Genomic DNA, 18,142 nt, shown 5'->3' on the forward strand with positions numbered 1-18,142 from the left:
CAACAATTGCACGAATCCAATCTAAATCGTACCTTCTCTGCATCTTATTATTTTCCATACTCAACCCTCCGTTTATGAATGAATGGTTCATTCATAAACGATGATATCATTTTTTTTCTATTTGTAAAGCTATTGAATATAAAAAAGACCCGTTCCTTTCCAGGGACAGGTCTCGAAGAGCTGGATGGCGGCATGCGCAGTAAATTTATTCTTCTTCCTCGATGATCTCATGCAGCTGTCTGCGGTCTGCCGCCTGGGAGCGCGCAACGGCTTCCATATCGTCGGCGTCGGCTTCCGCCCCGGAGAATTCGACATCCTCATTCTTCGCGCCAAGCAGCTTCTTCATCTTCTCATTTTTGGACAATACTTTAGAGTTTCTGACCATGATATCCGGACCCCTTTTCGCTGTCTTTAATTGATTAGGCAGTTAGATCATGCCGCCGGCTTCCTCGATGATCGACAGCGCCTGATGAAAGGTCGACTCGTCGATCACGACGGTCAGGAGCACATTCCGTCCTGTCGGACCGCCGGCTCCGCCGTGGCTTAGACCGCTCGCGCTCGGATCGGCAGCGGCCATGACGCCTGAGTCGGGATGCCCCGTTGCGGCCATCCCGAGCGACGATATCAATCCATTCGCCGGAGAATTGGCGCTCATCGTTCCTCCCCCATAGCGGCTGAAGGTATCAATGGACATATCGGAGACCCGGAGCGACAGAAGCTTGCGGGAGACGCTTTCCGCCTCCTCGGGACTTTTGAAATAGGCGAGTATGCTTTTTTCAGCCATATGCCTTCGTCTCCTTTTATGAATGACTGGCGGTCGGTTTCCATGCCTTCCGACTACTAACTCCTAGAATGCTCACTGTACCGCCAATCTATCCATCCCATACCGGCAATCCCATATCCTCTGAAGCATCCAAAGTAATCCCCTTCCAGGGAAGCACCAACGGGAAGGGAATTACTTTTGTAAACCTATATAACCTTCGTATCAAGCGGTTTTTGCTGTCTGGCGCTGACCGTAGGACTAGGACGCGCGCTTATCCGCAGCCTTTGCTCCCGCTCCGACAGCATTTGCCGGAACAGAAAAGCGAGCTTCAGTCGCAGCAGGCTTTCCATTGGCTTCAGCGGCATCCCGAGCAATTTTTCCAGCTTTTCGATCCGGTATGCCGCCGTATTGCGGTGGATGTACAGCCTTCTGGACATTTCATTAAGCCGGCCTTCACAGGCCACGTAGGTCTCCAGAGTATGCAGCAGAATTTCCGCATCCGGCGATTGCCCGGACAGCAGGCTTCCCAGGCAGCCCTCGACGTAGCATTCCATACGATCGACCGGAACCTCGCCGCAAATAAACAATAAATCCATATCAATATCCGGAGGATGACCTGATTGAGCATTCATGTAACAAGCACCTCCTCATTCGTTGATTTGCAAGGCGGAAGCGTTTCCTAACACCGATGGTCAATATTCGGGGCTAAGATCAGGCTAGATTAGGTTAAATCACGTACAACCTGTCCCAAGAACTGCCTCTGATCTATGCCATCTTCTTACGCCGCAGCTTATAATGAATGATCCGCCTCTGTGAAAATACTCCCGCTGTATTCCTCTCCGGCGCTGTCTCCCACGATTCCGGCAGCCTCCGAATAGATGACCCTGCCCCGCAGCAGCGTGCGCTTGACCTTGCAGCCTATTGTGCGGTTCAGGTATGGAGAATGTTTGTGACGCTGCAGCAGATCGCCGGCAGCAAGTGTATAAGACCTGTTCAAATCCAGCAGCGCCAAATCGGCATCCGCTCCAATCCGGATGCTTCCTTTATCGGGATACAGCCCGAACCGCCGGGCCGGAGCCTCGGCCAACAGGCGGCCAATCTGGGGCAGCGGTATTCCGCGCTTCAGATGTCCTTCGTCCACGAGCAGCTCCATCGTGTTCTGAACACCGGAGATGCCTCCCCATGCCCGGAACATATTGCTATGGTTCTTAAGCTCCGGCGGACAGGGGGAATGATCCGAGGTTACGAAGTCGATCCACCCGCGCTCCAGGCATTTCCACAGCAGCGCCTGCTCTTCCCCGCTCCGCAGAGGCGGCGCGCATTTGGCAACCGCCCCCAGTCTCTCCAGGTCCCGGTCGGTCAGCGCAAGGTAATGGGCACAGGTCTCAAATGTCACATCCAGCCCCTGCCGTCTGGCCTGCATGATGCGGGCCGCTGCCTCTTCGCTGCTGATGTGAACAAAATGGAGCTTGCAGCCGCTCAGCTCCCCGAAGCGCAGCGCGGTCTCCACCGCTTCGACTTCGGCTTCCGCCGGGCGGGAGGCGGTGTAATCGTCCGCTCCGCTCTTGCCCGCGGCCATCGCCTGCGCCGTCAGAGCCGCAACCATAGGCTCATGCTCGGCATGAAGCGCCAGCACCTTGCCGAGCTCGGCGATTCGCTTCATTCCTTCCAGCAGGGTATCGTCGTCCGTGCGCCGAAAGGCATCCTTATGCTCGTCTCCCGGACTGGACATGAATGCCTTGAAGCCGATAACTCCCGCTTCCGCGAGCAGCGGCAGTTCATTCAGATAACCCGGCATCAGCCCTCCCCAAAAGGCATAGTCCGTATAAGAGGCGCCTTCGGCGCAGTGCCGCTTCTGCCGCAGGGCTTCGAGTGTGACCGTCGGGGGAATTCCGTTCAGCGGCATATCAAAATACATGGTTCCCCCGCCGGCGGCCAGCGCGGCGGAGCCGGTTCGGAAGCCTTCCCAATGCCCTAGTCCCGGTTCATTGAAGTGAACATGGGCATCGATCATGCCCGGCATGACCGTCAAGCCGTCGGCGTCGATGATCTGTGCCCCGAGACGCTCGACGCTGCCGGAAATCTCAACTATTTTCCCATCACGGATGCCGATATCCTTTCGTTCCACCCGATCCTCCATAACAACCTGACCGCCGATTACGACAAGATCAAACGCCATTCCATCCTTCATGTTCCTCTCCCTTCCGGCAGCGGCTCCGAATTGCCGCCTGTCTCTTCTAATCCTCGATACCGATCAGCTTCGCCGGGTTGACAGCAATCATATGGTAAATATCATCCGGGCTGAACTGGTAATCCAGCATGGTCGCCACCATCGTCCGCATCGCCTGGACGGGCGTGGAAGCCGCGCGGATGCCATAATCGGTCCCCAGCACGAACCGGTCAATGCCGACTTCACGGATCGTTCTCATCCAGGCGGTTGCGTTGGTGGTTCTTCCCAGCTCGGCTCCCATGTCCATGTATTCTTTTTCCACATAATAGTGCGTCCGGGGAACATCGGGATACAGCCAATCCACGAGGCACGCCTCCAGGAACGCTCCCCTGGCCGCTGCATCCTTCTGCTGTTCGACGGTCATTCTCGCCCGCACGGGATGCGCGATCAGCACCTTGGCAATCCCGTACTGCTGGGCCAAATCCAGAAGACGCAATGCCTCCGCTACCGAGACATGGCCTGTGTTCAGATAGACCTCCGGATGCTCCGCGACCAGGGACAGGATTTCGTCCAGTTCCTCCGATACCGGTCCCTCCAGCGGAATCGATGTAGCCACAGGCAGCTCCTTCTCGGCAAATTTGGGGTAGACGTCCTTGAACGGCACAAGCTTCCCGTCGATCAGTGTGGATTCGCGCTCAGCCGAATACCGGGTGCAATGCGAGCCGAAGCTGATGAACCGGCAGCCTTCTTCCATATGCAGCGCGGTTTTGACAGAACGCGGGTTCATTCCGCCATGACAGGAATTCATTAAATAGCCGCCATACGTATGGATTCCCGGAACATGCCGGTTCACAACCCAGGCCATTCCCGAAGCCCATCCGAACACATCGTAATAGACAATGCTCTTCATGCCGGCAGCCGCCGCTTCCTGGGCAACCTGAATCGGGTCCAGATGACCCGGATTGGAGTTCAATACGGGACCCGCATGAACATGGCTGTCGATCGCTCCGATCAGCAGTTCATCCGGCAGCTCCATGGACCGGCGGTAGAACGATTCCTTCCACTTGGAGCGGTCCGGCACTCTCTCTATCGGTTGTTCCTGATTGATCATTGGTTATTTCCCCTTCCAATCATTCGTGTATTTGGTATGCAGCGAATTACGCAAGCCGCAGCCGTCCGCGTAAAGTCCGGCTGGCGTTACTCTTGAAGCCTCCGGCGGCGCCGGCGCTTATCCCTTTACGGAGCCGGCCATGACGCTGGAGATAATGCGGGAACTGAACGTGAAATACAATAGGGTAACAGGCAGCATCGACAGGACCATCCCCGCCATCAGCTGCGGATAATTGGTGCTGTACTGTGATTTGAAGTACGACATGCCCAGCGGAACCGTTCGGAGCGATTCGTCCTTCAGGAGCACGAGCGCGAACGAGAATTCATTCCAGCAGGCGAAAAATTGCAGGATGGCGACGGTCGTCAGCACCGGCACGGCGATCGGCATAATGATTTTGAACATGGTGCCGCTGAAGCCAAGTCCGTCAATTGCCGACGCCTCTTCAATCTCTCTGGGAATCGCCGTGATATAACCGTTGACCAGCATGATCGGCACCGACAAATTGAACGCGATATAGGGGATAATCAGCGTGTACCATTGATCCGCCAGGCCCGTATTTTTGAACAGCAGATAGACCGGAACCAGCAGGGCGTGGATCGGAACGAGCAGGCCGAACAAATAATAGACGACCATCAGCCTCTTCCCCTTGAAATCAAGCCGGGCTGTAATATAGCCTGTGACGAACGAGATGAACACGATGCCGATCACGGAAATGACCGTTACCCGCGCGCTGTTCCACGCCAGCTGGAACATATGGGTCAGCTTGATGGCTTCCGCATAATTTTCAAAATGCAGAGTCCGCGGCAGCGCCATAATGCTGTTGGCAAATTCCGGCTGCGTCTTTAAGGATGAATAGATCAGCCACAGCAGCGGAAAAATGCAGCTGATCGTGAACAGAAACATCACCGCGTTGACCGCCACTTGGGTCTTGTTGACCGCAATCCTCCGTCTGCTGCGTTCAAGCTCCAATTCCATTTTCAATTCCATCACGACTCGCCTCCCGTACGACTTGCTCTTCGCTGCATCGTCAGCATGCACAGCAGAATAATCAGCAGCGTCAGCGCCATAATGGAGATCGCCAGCGCGGAGCCGTAACCGTAGCGGAACCGCAGGAAGGAGGTCTGATACGCATACAAGGCCATAACTGTCGAGGAGTTCCCCGGCCCGCCGCCGGTCAGCGCATACACATGCTCGAAGCCGCGCATATTGTTGGCGATGCAGAGCAGCGAAGCGACGAGCAGCGTCGGCTTGGCAAGCGGAATAATGACATAGCGCGCTTTGCGGATACCGGTTGCTCCGTCAAGCTCGGCGACCTCAAGCACCTCCTTGTTGATGGAGGACAGCCCCGCCAGCATCAGCAGAGTGAAGAAGCCGATATTTTGCCAGGCAAGGGGAATGGACACCAGCAGTACGATTGGCCCCGACAAATCGAGCCAAGATTGCACCAAACGCTCCAGACCAAGCCCCTTCAGCATGCTGTTCAGCAATCCGTAGTTGTAGTTGTAAATCAACATCCAGAGAAAGGCGATAATGACCGGCGCCAGCGTGGAAGGAAAAAAACTCACCGTCCGGTGCAGCTTCTTCATCTTGACCAGCTTGGACATCAGCAGCAGAGCGAATATGAATGCAAGCCCCACCTGGCCGATCAGGCCGTATACCGTCATAAGCACATTGTTCACAAAAGATTTCCAGAACACGCCGTCGTTCAGAATTTCCAGGTAATTATCCCAGCCGATATACCGCATTTTCGGTCCGCCTGTCCATGAGTAGAAGCTGTACCGAAAAGCGGAGGTTATGGGAACCAGGACCACGAAAGAGTAGATCGCCAGCCCGGGAATCAGATATGCCAGCAGAAGCCATCTTGACGGACGAAGCGCCTTGCCCATGCTTTCACCTCCTGTATCCTTTAGGAAGAGCCGCCGGTTCGGCGGCCTTCCCGCTTGCCTGCAATCTATGATTTCGATAAAAAGGTTTCATATGCCCGCTGGGTATCCTCAGCCATCTGCTCCGGCGTCATGGACCCGGCCATGACCCCTTGAATATCCGTGTTGATCACCTCGACGATGGAGGCGTCAAACCATAAATCAAATATTTTGGTAGCGTCCGCCGCCGCACTGGCCTTATAGGCTTCAAGCGCTACCGGAGCCAGCTTGGCGGTGTCGAAATCGCCGGGGTTATATGCCGGAAAGCCGCCGACTTCAGCCATGAGCTTGGCGCTTTTTGAACCGGTCATATATTCAAGCATCTTGTCGATGGCCTCCAGCTTCTCTCCCTGCTGAATGTTTGCGTTCACGCTGTAGTAGACGCCCGCTCCGCCGGAGGAGCTTAACGGATTGCCAAGTCCCCCATCCACTCCCGGGAAAACAGCGACATGAGTGGCAGAAGCAACCGCTTCGGGAGCGTTGTTTACGACATTCATAGCCGACCAGATACCGCTGATGAACGCCGCCGAACGGCCCTCAAAATAATAGTTGATCATCGTGTCGGTATCGACGGAATTCAAATCCTTGTTCATATAGCCGCCCTTAGCCAACTCGGACATGATGGAGATCGCCTTGACGAAGCCGGGATCGGTGAACTTCGCCCCGCCTCCGCTCAGAATCGACTCCGTCCATTTGGGTCCGTTCACCCGGTCACTCAGAGCGCTGATCCAGCTGGACAGTGCATATCCCTTGGACTTGTCACCGTAGGAGAACAGATTGATTCCCTTATCCTTCAGCTTCTGCCCGGCATCCATCAGCTCATCCCAGGTCTTGGGGAAATGATCATACCCCACTTTGGAAAATATATCGGCATTGTAATAGATCAAATGCGTCGGCCCCGCCGCGATTGGAATACCGTAAATCTTTCCGTCTCTCGTGCCCGCATCCAGCGTTCCCGGTCTATACCCGTCTCTCCATTCCGGATGCTTGTCCAGTTCGTCGTTAAGCGGAAGCACGATGCCATTATCGACGAAATTGGTCATCCATGAGCCCGGGACAATGAACACATCCGGCATATCGTCCGCTGCGGCAAGCGATTGAGCCTTGATCGAATAATCATCATTCTGCAATTGCTCTTCAACCACCTGGACATTCGGATAGTCTTCCTTGAAACGTTTCAAGCCGTCCAGTACCGCCGTATCCTCGGGACTTTTGCCAATATTGGATTCCTGATACCGGTGCATCAACGTAATGGTGATTTTATCTTCCCCGCCGTTACCGCTGCCGGTGGCCTCATTGCCCTCGGCAGAATTCCCACAACCGCTCATAGCCAGCGACGAAAGAGCCAATAGACCTAACACGGATGACCAAGCCTTCATTATCCCACTCCTCTTTGTATATTGTTAAAAAAATCATTTTTGAATCCCAGATTGGATACAATATTAGGCATAAAAAAAGGTTAATGATGCTGAAAAATATCCTTCAAATTTAATACATTGGAGGTGTTCTCCGTAAAATCCAGCGAGTACTCAATCTGCTTCAAATGTTCGGTCATTACCTGCGCAGCCCGCTCGCCGTCTTTGCTGATCACCACTTCAATAAGTTCTTCATGATCATGACAGAAGCTCTGGTCTGTGCCGTACAGGGCGATTATGACCGATGTAAGTGAAATCAGTTCCTCTAGAAAATGATAGTAGTAATAGTTATCCGCCAGTTCTGCCAGCTTCAAATGAAAATCCACAGTGACATCCAATGCACCCATAACATCGCCGGCCTGGCTGGCCTGATGTTCTTCCTTCAGCAGCATTTTCAGCGGCGCCATCTGTTCAGGCTGGACGATCTCGCACAGCTTGCGCACCATTGCCGCTTCAATGACCCTTCTCATCTCAAAAACTTCCCTGGCTTCTTCCACGCTTGGACAAGATACGAAGGCTCCCCGGTAAGGAATGACCGTCACAAGCTTCTCCATTGCCAGCCGTCTCAGCACATTCCGGATCGGTGTGCGGCTGACTTGAAACGCATCTGCCAGGGCTTCTTCCACCAACTGCATATTGGGCAGCAATTTATGCTGGGTTATGGCCAGCTTGATGTCTCTGTAAATCTCCATCTCCTTTCGTTTGGTCATCGACAACACTCCATTTCACGAATCAGCATATTTGCTTAATCATCATTCATTGCTTACACCCATAATAAGTTGAACCCTGAATCACGTCAATAATTCTGCCATGTTTTCAGCAACATGCACAATAAATCGACAGAATCCCCCTTTTTTCAGCACATATCTAACATATATATAACACAAGTAGTCAAAAAAAGAGAACCATCCAGCGCCTCATACGCTTTCTGGTCCTCATATGCTTGCATATTGCCTTGATCCCGTTCTTCAATCCCCGCGGAACGCCCGCTTCATCCGGTCGAAGAAAGACTGTCCCTGCTCATGCGTGTTCTCGCCGTCAAAGGACGCGAACTGGCGCAGCAGATCCTTCTGTTCCTCGCTCAGCTTGCTCGGCGTTACGACGATCACCCGGACATGCTGATCGCCTGTGCCAGGGCCGCGAAGATGCGGAACGCCTTTGCCCTTCAGACGGAAGAACGTGCCGGTCTGGGTGCCGGAAGGAATCTTCAGCTTGACCTTCTCGGTCAAGGTTGGAATTTCGATTTCGTCCCCGAGCGCCGCCTGGGCGAAGGTCAGCGGAACCTCGCACAGAATGTCGTCGTTCTCCCGGATGAAGAAATCATGCGGCTTGACGCGGATCACGATGTACAGGTCGCCGGAAGGACCGCCGCGCAGGCCGCCTTCGCCTTCCCCGTTCATGCGCAGCTGCGCGCCGTCGTCTACGCCCGCCGGAATGCGGACATGGATCTTCCGCTGCTTCTTGACCCGGCCCTGACCGGAGCAGGTCGAGCACTTCTCTTTGATGATTTTACCAGTGCCGTTACAGTTGGAGCACGGTCTGCGGTTCACCATCCGGCCAAGCGGCGTATTCTGCACGACTTCCTGCTGGCCGCTACCATGACAGACAGAGCAGACGGTCGGCTTCGTTCCGGGCTTCGCCCCGGAACCGAAGCAGGTGTCGCAAGTCTCGGTGCGCGGAATCGTGATGTCGCTCTCTTTTCCGAACACCGCTTCCTTAAATTCAATGGTCATCGTATACTGCAAATCATTGCCGCGCTGCGGAGCGTTGGGATCGCGCCGTCCGCCGCCGCCGAAGAACATGTCGAAAATATCGCCAAGACCGCCGAAATCTCCGCCGCCGCCGAAGCCGCCGCCCATTCCCTGGTTCGGGTCGATATGTCCGTACTGGTCATATCTTGCCCGTGCCTGCGGATCACTCAGCACGTCATAGGCTTCCTTCACTTCCTTAAACTTGGCCTCGGCGTCGCTGGCCTTGTTCACGTCGGGATGATACTGCCGGGCGAGCTTTCGGTACGCCTTCTTGACCTCATCGTCCGACGCGTCCTTGCCAACGCCGAGCACCTCGTAATAATCGCGCTTGTCTGCCACTGCCTTCACCTCCGTACGGGAACGAAATATCCATTTCCCTTATACATATTAAAAGGAAAGCCAAAACGCGGGATGACCCGGTTTTGACCTTCCCTAAGCACTGCCTTGTCGTTTAACTTTATCCTTGATTCTTCTCGTCGTCAACCACTTCGTAATCCGCATCGACTACATTGTCCTTAGCGGCGCCTGCGCCGGCGTCAGCCGCGCCTTCGGCTCCCTGTTGAGCCTGGGCAGCCTGTTCATACAGCTTCACAGACAGCTGCTGTAAGATTTCGGTCAGCTCGGCTGTAGCCGCGTTGATCTCGTCGAGATTGTCGGTTTCCAGCGCGGCCTTGACTTTGTCCTTGGCCTGGTTCGCCTTCTCGATCTCGGAAGCGTCAACCTTGTCGCCCAAATCCTTGATAACCTTGTCGGTGGAGTATACGAGCTGGTCGGCGTTGTTCTTCGCTTCGACCAGGTCCTTGCGCTTGCGGTCTTCTTCCGCATGCAGCTCGGCGTCCTTCATCATCTGCTCGATATCGGAATCACTTAAGCCCCCGGAGGAAGTGATTGTGATCTTCTGGCTCTTGCCAGTGCCCTTGTCGGTGGCGGATACGTTAACGATACCGTTGGCATCGATGTCGAAGCTAACTTCAATCTGCGGTACGCCGCGCGGAGCCGGCGGAATGTCGCTCAGCATGAAGCGTCCCAGCGTCTTGTTGCCGTTGGCCATCTGGCGTTCGCCCTGCAGGACGTGAATCTCAACGCTCGGCTGGTTGTCCGCGAACGTGGAGAACACCTGCGATTTGCTTGTCGGGATCGTCGTGTTGCGGTCGATCATCTTTGTGAATACGCCGCCTGCCGTCTCGATACCGAGGGACAGCGGAGTTACGTCAAGCAGCACGACGTCCTTGACGTCGCCTGTCAGTACGCCAGCCTGAACGGCGGCGCCCAGCGCTACGACTTCGTCCGGGTTAACGCCTTTGTGAGGCTCTTTGCCGGTCAGCTTCTTGATCGCTTCCTGTACAGCAGGAATACGGGTCGAACCGCCGACCAGTACGATCTTGTCGAGATCGGCAGGCGTCATGCCCGCGTCGCTCAGCGCCTGGCGAGTCGGTCCCAGCGTGCGCTCTACGAGATCGGCAGTCAGTTCTTCGAACTTCGCGCGGGTAAGGTTAACTTCCAAGTGCTGCGGCACGCCGTCAACAACGGTGATGAATGGCAGGGAGACGGTTGTCGTCAGTACGCCGGACAGCTCTTTCTTCGCTTTCTCGGCTGCGTCCTTCAGACGCTGTACAGCCGCCTTGTCCTTGCTGAGATCGATGCCCTGTTCTTTCTTGAACTCGGCAACGAGGAAGTCGATGACCTTCTGGTCGAAGTCATCGCCGCCCAGACGGTTGTCACCGCTGGTTGCCTTAACTTCGAAGAAGCCGTCGCCCAATTCCAGGATGGATACGTCGAATGTACCGCCGCCAAGGTCATAGACCAGAATCGTCTGGTCTTCGGATTTCTCCAGACCATAGGCAAGCGCGGCAGCCGTAGGCTCGTTGACGATACGGAGAACGTCGAGACCGGCGATTTTGCCTGCGTCCTTGGTTGCCTGGCGCTGGCTGTCGTTAAAATATGCCGGAACCGTAATAACCGCCTGGGTAACCGGCTGGCCGAGATAAGCTTCCGCGTCGGATTTCAGCTTCTGCAGAATCATCGCCGAAATTTCCTGCGGGGAGTACTCTTTGCCGTCGATATTTTCTTTATGATTGGTGCCCATATGACGCTTGATTGAGATGATTGTGCGATCCGGGTTCGTGATGGCCTGGCGCTTTGCCGTTTCGCCGACGATGCGCTCGCCGTCCTTCTTGAAGCCTACAACCGATGGGGTTGTGCGTGCTCCCTCGGGGTTAGGGATAACGACGGCTTCGCCGCCTTCCATTACGGCCACGCAAGAGTTCGTGGTTCCAAGGTCGATACCGATAACTTTGCTCACTTTGGTAAACCTCCTAAAAGTTTGGTGGTGGGATACTGCTTGGCAATAGCTTCAGCAGAACTCGCTCCGAAAGCATGGACCAAGTTTTTATTTATGAGATACTGCTTGGCAATGGCTTCAGCAAAAAACAGCTTCGAAAGCCTTCGCTTTCACACATCAATATCGCCGGATAGCTCCGGCGATCTGATTGTTTGCAGGTAAGCAGTCTTACATGCTGACTTTGACCATGGCTGGGCGAAGCACTTTGCTCTTGAGCATGTAGCCCTTCTGCACTTCTTCCGTCACGATGCCTTCCTCATGCTCATCGCTCTCCACCTGCATGATCGCCTGGTGGAATTCCGGATTGAACGGTTGTCCAACCGTCTCCATGGGAGTAAGCCCTTCGGATTTCAACGCCCCTTCAAGCTGGCGGAAGATCATATTCACGCCTTTCGTGAACGCGTCGCCTTCCTCTCCGGCCGGAGCCGTAGCCAGCGCCCGTTCGAAGTTGTCCAGCACCGGCAGCAGCTCCGTCACCAGCTTGGAGGTAGCGTACTGCGCCAGATCTTCCTTCTCTTTCTGGGTGCGCCGCCGGAAGTTGTCGTAGTCGGCCTGTACACGCAGGACGCGCGCCTGATATTCGTCGGCAAGCTCCTGCAGCCGCTTGATCTCATCGGCTCCGGCGGTCTCGTTATCGTTATTAACGGCAGCTTCGGCCTGATCGGCCGCGCTCTCCTCATTAATGGCGGTTTCTTCGTTTACTTCTTCGTTCACGCCCGAATCTTGAACCTGTTCCTCTTTCAAGTCTGTTCACCTCCTTAAAATGCTGACGGCAATCGGTATGCACTAATCTCACTTATACCAATGTCCCAGCAGCTCTGTCAAATCTCGGGACAAAACGCCCAGAATTCTCATGACTCTCGCGTACTCCATCCGGGTTGGGCCCAGAATCCCTATGCTGCCGACCGCTTCGCCGTCAATGGAATACGTCGCGGTGATCAGGCTACAGTCCGCAAAAGCTTCATGCTTGTTCTCGGTGCCGATACGCACCTGGATGCCGCTGCCGTAGGCGGCGGGATCGAGCATCTTGAGCAGAGTCGGCGTCTCCTCCAGCAGATCAAGAATATCCTTAACCTTCTCGACGTCCTTGAATTCCGGCTGGATCAGCATATTGGTCGCACCGCTGAGATAGACGCGCGGCTCCGAATCGCTATCGAATGCCATATCCAGCATCTGCATCAGTTCCTCATAGTGCGAGATATGACGCTGCATCTCCTGCCCCAGCTCCGAATATAGACGGCTCTTCAGCTTGTAGAGCGGCACGCCGATCAGTTTGCTGTTGAGCAGGTTGACCACCTTCTCCATTTCGGAGACGGAAATTTCCGGAGGAATGTTTACTTTCCGGTTCTCAACCTGGCCGGTGCTGGTGACAATAATCGCGACCGCGGTGCGGTCGTCCAGCGGCAGCAGTTGAAAATGCCGCAGGGAAGTATGAAAAACCTCCGGTCCCAGAAGGATGGAAGTGTAATTCGTCATATTGGATAGAATCAGGGCCGCATGCTGGATCAGCTGCTCCATGGCGTTCAGCTTCTCGGCGAAAAAGGCGCGGATCGTCTTCGTCTCGCCGAGGTCCAGGTTATTCCACGGAACCAGGTGGTCCACATAATAGCGGTAGCCTTTATGCGAAGGTATACGCCCTGCCGAAGTATGCGGTTGTTCCAGGAAGCCTAGCTCCTCCAGATCGGCCATTTCGTTGCGAATGGTCGCGGGACTGTACTTGACATCGCCGCGCTTGGAAATGCTGCGCGACCCAACCGGCTCGGCCGAACGAATATAATCGTCCACGATGGCATTCAGTATCATTCTCTGGCGTTCGCTTAACATAATGTCCCCTCCTAACCGCTGCAAAGATGTTCGTTAGCACTCGTCTCAGTTGAGTGCTAACCACTATTACAAAAATACCAAAAGCGCGGGAGCATTGTCAAGTGAGCGGGCAGGCAATCCGGGATGATTTTGCAGGCCTCATGAAAGAAACGTCGGCGCCCTCCGCGGACGCCGGACGTATGATTAGCTCGAAACGGGAACATAACCGTACCGGAATCTTCAGGATGTCATGGCCTTGGCGCGCCGCGCGGCATTTCCCGCGAACTTGATCAGCTCCATCAGAATAACAGCCGCCAGAGCGAGACCCGCAGCTGTGAGACCATGCTCAAGCCCGAACTGGTCCGGTATGGAGAAGAAGCGGCGCACGCCCGGCAGAACGGTGAACCCGTACAGACATAGGCACAGTATAACCGCCCAGGCTACATACCGGTTGGTGAAGAAGCCTGCCTGAAACGCCGTCTGCGAGTTGGAGCGGGCTGCGAAAGTCTGAAGCGTCCGGGCCAGAATGAGCGTGGAGAACGCCATAGCGACGCTCATTTCCTCGGAATGGCGCATGCCGATATACTGGGAGACGATCACCGCTCCGCCGATCAGCAGTCCGCGCACGATGACAACCCGGAGCGTCCCTCCGGCGAAGATGCCTTCTTTAATATCGCGCGGCTTGCGCCGCATCACATCCGGCTCAGCTTTCTCCATCCCCAGAGCGATGGCGGGCAGCGAATCGTTGACGAGATTAATGAAGAGAAGCTGAATTGCCGTAAAGGGATTGATCCAATTCAGGACAAGCGCGACCAGAATGGCGATAATCGCCCCCAGGTTCCCGGCGAACAGATAGGCAATGGCCTTCTTGATGTTGTCAAAAACGGTACGCCCGACACCAACCGCTTTGACTATCGATACGAAGTTGTCATCGGTTAAGATCATCGCCGCCGAATCCTTGGCAACATCCGTTCCGCTGCCCATAGCTACACCGATATCGGCCTGCTTGAGAGCCGGAGCGTCGTTCACGCCGTCTCCCGTCATCGCCGTTATGGCGCCTCGATTCTGCCAGGCCCGGACAATGCGGATCTTGTTCTCGGGAGATACCCGGGCGTAGACGCCGATCGAATCAAGCCTGCGCTCAAGCTCCTGATCGGACATTCCGTCCAGTTCCCTGCCGGTAACCGCAACATCATGCTCCGACATGAGGCCGATATCCCGCCCGATGGCTTGCGCGGTGGTCTTGTGGTCGCCGGTAATCATGATCGTCCGGATGCCGGCTTTATTAGCATCCGCAATCGAATCGTATACCTCCTCGCGCGGAGGATCGATCATCGCTGTCAAGCCGACCAGGATGAGATGCTGTTCATCTCCGGTTCCAACGGTCTTGTCTTCGATTGGCTTGTAGGCATAGGCCAGTACACGCAGGGCATGCTCCGAGAACTCCTCATTGGCCTGCATGAACTCCGCCCGCAGCTCCTCGGTCAGCGGTACGGTATCTCCGTTCAGCAGCACGTAGTCGCATCGTCCGAACAGGACATCAGGTCCGCCTTTGGTCAACAAAGCCCGTTGACCGTCGAAGGTGTGTACGGTTGACATCAGCTTCCGGTCGGAGTCAAACGGGATCTCCGCTTCCCGCGGGAAGCTGTCGCGGATTTCCCGGTAATCCTTGTTCTTGCTGCTGCTGAAAGCGATCAGCGCGACCTCTGTCGGATCGCCGAGCGCTTTTCCCTCTTCATTAATATGAGAGTCGTTGCAGAGAACAGCGATATGCAGCAGTCGCCGCTCGCCGGTTGACCATTCCTTGTGATTCTCGGGAAACAGTTCTCTTTCGGCACGGGGCAGATAATAATCCACCACCGTCATTTTATTCTGGGTCAAGGTGCCGGTCTTATCGGTACAGATGACGCTGGCGGAACCGAGCGACTCCACGGCAGGCAGTCTGCGGATGATCGCATGCTGCTTCGCCATCTGGTTCGTGCCGACCGACAGAACGATCGTTACGATCGAGGACAAGGCTTCCGGAATAGCGGCGACGGCGACCGCCACGGCGAACATCAATGCGTCCAGTATACCGGCTGTCATATCGGCTTCGCCTCTCGACAACCATGCCCGCAGCGCTTCGATGCCGAAGATCAGGATGCACAGCACCAGGATGACGAGGCCGAGTCTTTTTCCGAAGCTCTCCAGCTTGCGCTGTAGAGGGGTAGCCTTCGCTTCCGCAGTTTCGATCAGACCGGCGATCTTCCCGATCTCGGTATTTCCTCCGGTTCCGGTCACCACAAAGCTCCCACGCCCATAGACGATAAGCGAGCCGCTGAACACCATATTGCTCCGGTCTCCGAGAGGAACCTCCTCCTTAATAACGCCGGACTGCTTCTCTGCGGCCTCCGACTCCCCGGTGAGCATGCCTTCCTCCGCCTTGAGGCTTTCGCTTGTGAGCACACGTCCGTCCGCAGGCACATAGTCACCGGCCTCCAGAATAACCACATCGCCCTTCACCAGCTCACGCGCCGGAATCCGCACGGTTTCACCGTCGCGGACGGCTTTGGCCTCAGGGGCCGCCAGCTGCTTCAAGGCATCCAGCGAGCTCTCCGCCTTCTGGGTCTGCACGACGCTGATCACCGCGTTCAGCACCAGGACGAAGACGATAATCAAGGTTTCAACCAGATGTCCGAGCACAGCCTGTACGGCGGCGGCCACCAGCAGCACGATTACGAGCGGGTCCTTGAAATTATCCAGAAACAGCTTCCAGACCGGGACGCGCTCCCTTCCCTTCAGCTCATTATAGCCATCCCTCTCCAGTCTGGCGCGGGCTTCCCCATCAGGCAGTCCGCCGCCGCCGCTCTCCACCTGTTCAAGCACTTCCACTGTGCTCCTTCGGTAAAAGTCCATTCCATCCTCCTCCATTCGCTATCTCTTCCCCTCTTGAAGCATAGGGTGTCCTTTCTACATGTTATTACCCATCGGAGAGCATCAGGCCAAATGAAAAGATCCACGATCCTGTGAAAAAGCTAAATGCAAAAAACCGCTTGCGCCGTCAGCATTCACTAACGGACAAGCGGCTGTATTCATCCATTCATTTAGATCATTTTCAATACGGCGATTTCGTCGCATGCATTCTGCTTGGAGCAGCTCACGCAGTCCGTCCACACCTTCTCAGGGAACACTTCCTTATCAACCACGGAGAAGCCGTTCTTCACGAAAAAGTTCACTGCATACGTCAGCGCCATAATCTTCGGAATCTGTTGATGCTGCGCTTCCTTGATCAGCTCCTCCACAATCATGGAGCCGATGCCCATGCGCTTGCATTCATCCCGGAGGCCGAGAGAGCGAATTTCAACCAGATCGGTGCCCAGACGGCACAGCGACCCGCAGCCAACTACCCTACCGTCGATCTCCGCAACAACGAACTGATCGATCTGCCGTTCCAGCACCTTGCGTGAACGGGGCAGCATAATCCCGCGCTCAGCATACTCCTCGATCATCTGGGCCAGCGGTTCAACGTCCTCCAGAATAGCCTTTCTGCACACGATGGCCGTGGCGGACTCGGTCTCTACGGGTTTGGGTTGCGACTTGGTTATCACTGTCTTCACTCCTCCATCAAATAACTATGAATAAATATACATCATCGTGAATGAGGATTCAAGCGTTTATTTAAAAAATTAGCATTGTAAATCAAACTTCCGTTAACACGCCTACAAATTCCCCAAACACGTCGTTCCCGAACAAAATACCCTGGCGGCTGAGCCGATATACGGCTCCTTCCTTCTCAAGGAGTCCGGCACTCGTCATCTTATGCAGCTGCTGTCCGAAAATATCCTCCATCGCCACGCCGAATTGGTCCCGGAAAGCCCCGGTCTGCACGCCCTCCAGCACCCGGAGGCCCACCATCATGAAATCCTCCATCGCTTCTTCCCGGGTTACCGGGGTCGTATGCAGGCGGGGCAGTCCGTTCTTGATCGCGTCGACGTAGGCGTTAACGCCTTTTACATTCATATGCCGCATCCGCTGGACATACCCGTGAGCTCCCGCTCCGAGCCCGTAATAATCCTCGTTCCGCCAGTAGGTTATATTGTGCCGGCTGCCCATCCCCGGCTTGGCGAAGTTGCTGATTTCATACTGCTCATATCCCGCTTCACTCATGGAGTCCATCAGCAGCAGGTACATCGCCAGTTCGTCCTCCTCGTTTGGGAGCGGCAGCTGATTGCGATTGTACAGCGTATGGAACAGCGTATTTTCTTCCACCTTCAAGCTGTAGATCGAATAATGAGGAAGTCCGAGAGCGAGTGCAGCCTTTACGCTGCCTGCCAGCATATCGACCGTCTGGTTCGGCAGACCGAACATGAGGTCGATCGACAGATTGTCAAACCCGGCGGCCCGGGCATTCTCCAGACTGCGGTACACATCATCCGTATTGTGAATCCGGCCGATTCCGCTCAGCAGCTCGTTCTGAAACGCCTGCACGCCGAAGCTGACCCGGTTGACGCCGCCTTCTCTCATCACAGCCAGCTTCTCGGGATCGGTTGTGCCGGGATTGGCCTCCATCGAGAATTCAATATCCTCAGACCAATTGAGAAAATGCCTCTTCACCGACTTCAGGAAAAAAGCCATCTCATCCGGCTTCAGCACCGTCGGCGTTCCGCCTCCGACAAAAATGGTCTTGATCTCGCCAGGCGGATTCTCCAGGACCGTCAGCTCCATCTCACGGTCAAGTGCGCGGAGATAATCCATGACCGGCTGGTCCTTCAGCACATAGGAATTAAAATCGCAGTAGAAACATTTATTCGTGCAGAACGGAATATGAATATATACCGCTTCAGGCGGACGAGCGCCCGCGCGGTCTGTATGAGTTGTCATCTAGCT

Annotated in this window: 16 protein-coding genes; all 16 read right to left on the reverse strand. The window is 55.1% G+C overall.

The genetic code is table 11. From position 1 onward, the window contains the following. Positions 1-205 precede the first annotated feature (205 nt). A complete protein-coding gene (locus KIH86_RS15180; protein ID WP_223083857.1) occupies positions 206-385 on the reverse strand; it encodes a YfhD family protein in 180 nt (59 codons plus the stop codon). 42 nt (positions 386-427) lie between these two features. Beyond that, positions 428-784 carry a hypothetical protein gene (locus KIH86_RS15185; protein ID WP_223083858.1) on the reverse strand — a complete coding sequence of 119 codons (357 nt, stop codon included), beginning with the start codon at positions 782-784 and terminating at the stop codon, positions 428-430. Positions 785-969: 185 nt separating this feature from the next. Next, positions 970-1,395, reverse strand: coding sequence for a PucR family transcriptional regulator (locus KIH86_RS15190; RefSeq protein WP_223083859.1), 426 nt, complete (start codon positions 1,393-1,395; stop codon positions 970-972). Between the two features lie 158 nt (positions 1,396-1,553). Then, positions 1,554-2,954 carry an allantoinase AllB gene (gene allB, locus KIH86_RS15195; RefSeq protein ID WP_223083860.1) on the reverse strand — a complete coding sequence of 467 codons (1,401 nt, stop codon included), beginning with the start codon at positions 2,952-2,954 and terminating at the stop codon, positions 1,554-1,556. A 46-nt stretch (positions 2,955-3,000) separates the two neighbouring features. Next, complete coding sequence (locus tag KIH86_RS15200; protein ID WP_223083861.1) at positions 3,001-4,044, reverse strand: DUF6282 family protein; 1,044 nt, start codon at positions 4,042-4,044, stop codon at positions 3,001-3,003. Positions 4,045-4,161: 117 nt separating this feature from the next. Beyond that, entirely contained in the window at positions 4,162-5,031 is an 870-nt protein-coding gene (locus KIH86_RS15205; protein WP_223083862.1) for a carbohydrate ABC transporter permease, read from the reverse strand. Then, entirely contained in the window at positions 5,031-5,930 is a 900-nt protein-coding gene (locus tag KIH86_RS15210) for a carbohydrate ABC transporter permease (RefSeq protein WP_223083863.1), read from the reverse strand. The genes KIH86_RS15205 and KIH86_RS15210 overlap by 1 nt, the downstream gene beginning before the upstream one ends. Before the next feature lie 65 nt (positions 5,931-5,995). Next, positions 5,996-7,345, reverse strand: a complete 1,350-nt coding sequence (locus KIH86_RS15215; RefSeq protein WP_223083864.1) for an extracellular solute-binding protein — start codon at positions 7,343-7,345, stop codon at positions 5,996-5,998. An 80-nt stretch (positions 7,346-7,425) separates the two neighbouring features. Further along, positions 7,426-8,091: a GntR family transcriptional regulator gene (locus KIH86_RS15220; protein WP_223083865.1), complete on the reverse strand. Its 666-nt coding sequence runs from the start codon at positions 8,089-8,091 to the stop codon at positions 7,426-7,428. A gap of 258 nt (positions 8,092-8,349) precedes the next feature. Next, positions 8,350-9,471: a molecular chaperone DnaJ gene (gene dnaJ, locus KIH86_RS15225; RefSeq protein WP_223083866.1), complete on the reverse strand. Its 1,122-nt coding sequence runs from the start codon at positions 9,469-9,471 to the stop codon at positions 8,350-8,352. Positions 9,472-9,589: 118 nt separating this feature from the next. Then, complete coding sequence (gene dnaK / locus KIH86_RS15230) at positions 9,590-11,434, reverse strand: molecular chaperone DnaK (RefSeq protein ID WP_223083867.1); 1,845 nt, start codon at positions 11,432-11,434, stop codon at positions 9,590-9,592. A gap of 207 nt (positions 11,435-11,641) precedes the next feature. Continuing rightward, positions 11,642-12,217 (reverse strand): nucleotide exchange factor GrpE, encoded by a 576-nt coding sequence (grpE, locus tag KIH86_RS15235; protein ID WP_223083868.1) that lies wholly within the window; start codon positions 12,215-12,217, stop codon positions 11,642-11,644. 48 nt (positions 12,218-12,265) lie between these two features. Then, positions 12,266-13,297 (reverse strand): heat-inducible transcriptional repressor HrcA, encoded by a 1,032-nt coding sequence (gene hrcA, locus KIH86_RS15240; protein ID WP_223083869.1) that lies wholly within the window; start codon positions 13,295-13,297, stop codon positions 12,266-12,268. A gap of 219 nt (positions 13,298-13,516) precedes the next feature. Next, positions 13,517-16,171, reverse strand: a complete 2,655-nt coding sequence (locus KIH86_RS15245) for a cation-translocating P-type ATPase (protein ID WP_223083870.1) — start codon at positions 16,169-16,171, stop codon at positions 13,517-13,519. A 188-nt stretch (positions 16,172-16,359) separates the two neighbouring features. Beyond that, complete coding sequence (locus tag KIH86_RS15250; RefSeq protein ID WP_268964170.1) at positions 16,360-16,863, reverse strand: N-acetyltransferase; 504 nt, start codon at positions 16,861-16,863, stop codon at positions 16,360-16,362. 91 nt (positions 16,864-16,954) lie between these two features. After that, positions 16,955-18,136, reverse strand: a complete 1,182-nt coding sequence (gene hemW / locus KIH86_RS15255) for a radical SAM family heme chaperone HemW (RefSeq protein WP_223083871.1) — start codon at positions 18,134-18,136, stop codon at positions 16,955-16,957. Positions 18,137-18,142: the final 6 nt, after the last annotated feature.

The organism is Paenibacillus sinensis (assembly GCF_019904155.1).
Lineage (GTDB): Bacteria > Bacillota > Bacilli > Paenibacillales > Paenibacillaceae > Paenibacillus_AQ > Paenibacillus_AQ sinensis.

What these genes read in the sequence shown, in the direction of transcription:
- hrcA (WP_223083869.1), bottom strand. Translation starts at nt 13,297, where the DNA reads ATGTTAAGCGAACGCCAGAGAATGATACTGAATGCCATCGTGGACGAT.
- hemW (WP_223083871.1), bottom strand. Translation starts at nt 18,136, where the DNA reads ATGACAACTCATACAGACCGCGCGGGCGCTCGTCCGCCTGAAGCGGTA.
- KIH86_RS15185 (WP_223083858.1), bottom strand. Translation starts at nt 784, where the DNA reads ATGGCTGAAAAAAGCATACTCGCCTATTTCAAAAGTCCCGAGGAGGCG.
- KIH86_RS15245 (WP_223083870.1), bottom strand. Translation starts at nt 16,171, where the DNA reads ATGGACTTTTACCGAAGGAGCACAGTGGAAGTGCTTGAACAGGTGGAG.
- KIH86_RS15190 (WP_223083859.1), bottom strand. Translation starts at nt 1,395, where the DNA reads ATGAATGCTCAATCAGGTCATCCTCCGGATATTGATATGGATTTATTG.
- KIH86_RS15210 (WP_223083863.1), bottom strand. Translation starts at nt 5,930, where the DNA reads ATGGGCAAGGCGCTTCGTCCGTCAAGATGGCTTCTGCTGGCATATCTG.
- KIH86_RS15180 (WP_223083857.1), bottom strand. Translation starts at nt 385, where the DNA reads ATGGTCAGAAACTCTAAAGTATTGTCCAAAAATGAGAAGATGAAGAAG.
- KIH86_RS15215 (WP_223083864.1), bottom strand. Translation starts at nt 7,345, where the DNA reads ATGAAGGCTTGGTCATCCGTGTTAGGTCTATTGGCTCTTTCGTCGCTG.
- KIH86_RS15200 (WP_223083861.1), bottom strand. Translation starts at nt 4,044, where the DNA reads ATGATCAATCAGGAACAACCGATAGAGAGAGTGCCGGACCGCTCCAAG.
- KIH86_RS15220 (WP_223083865.1), bottom strand. Translation starts at nt 8,091, where the DNA reads ATGACCAAACGAAAGGAGATGGAGATTTACAGAGACATCAAGCTGGCC.
- KIH86_RS15205 (WP_223083862.1), bottom strand. Translation starts at nt 5,031, where the DNA reads ATGGAATTGAAAATGGAATTGGAGCTTGAACGCAGCAGACGGAGGATT.
- allB (WP_223083860.1), bottom strand. Translation starts at nt 2,954, where the DNA reads ATGAAGGATGGAATGGCGTTTGATCTTGTCGTAATCGGCGGTCAGGTT.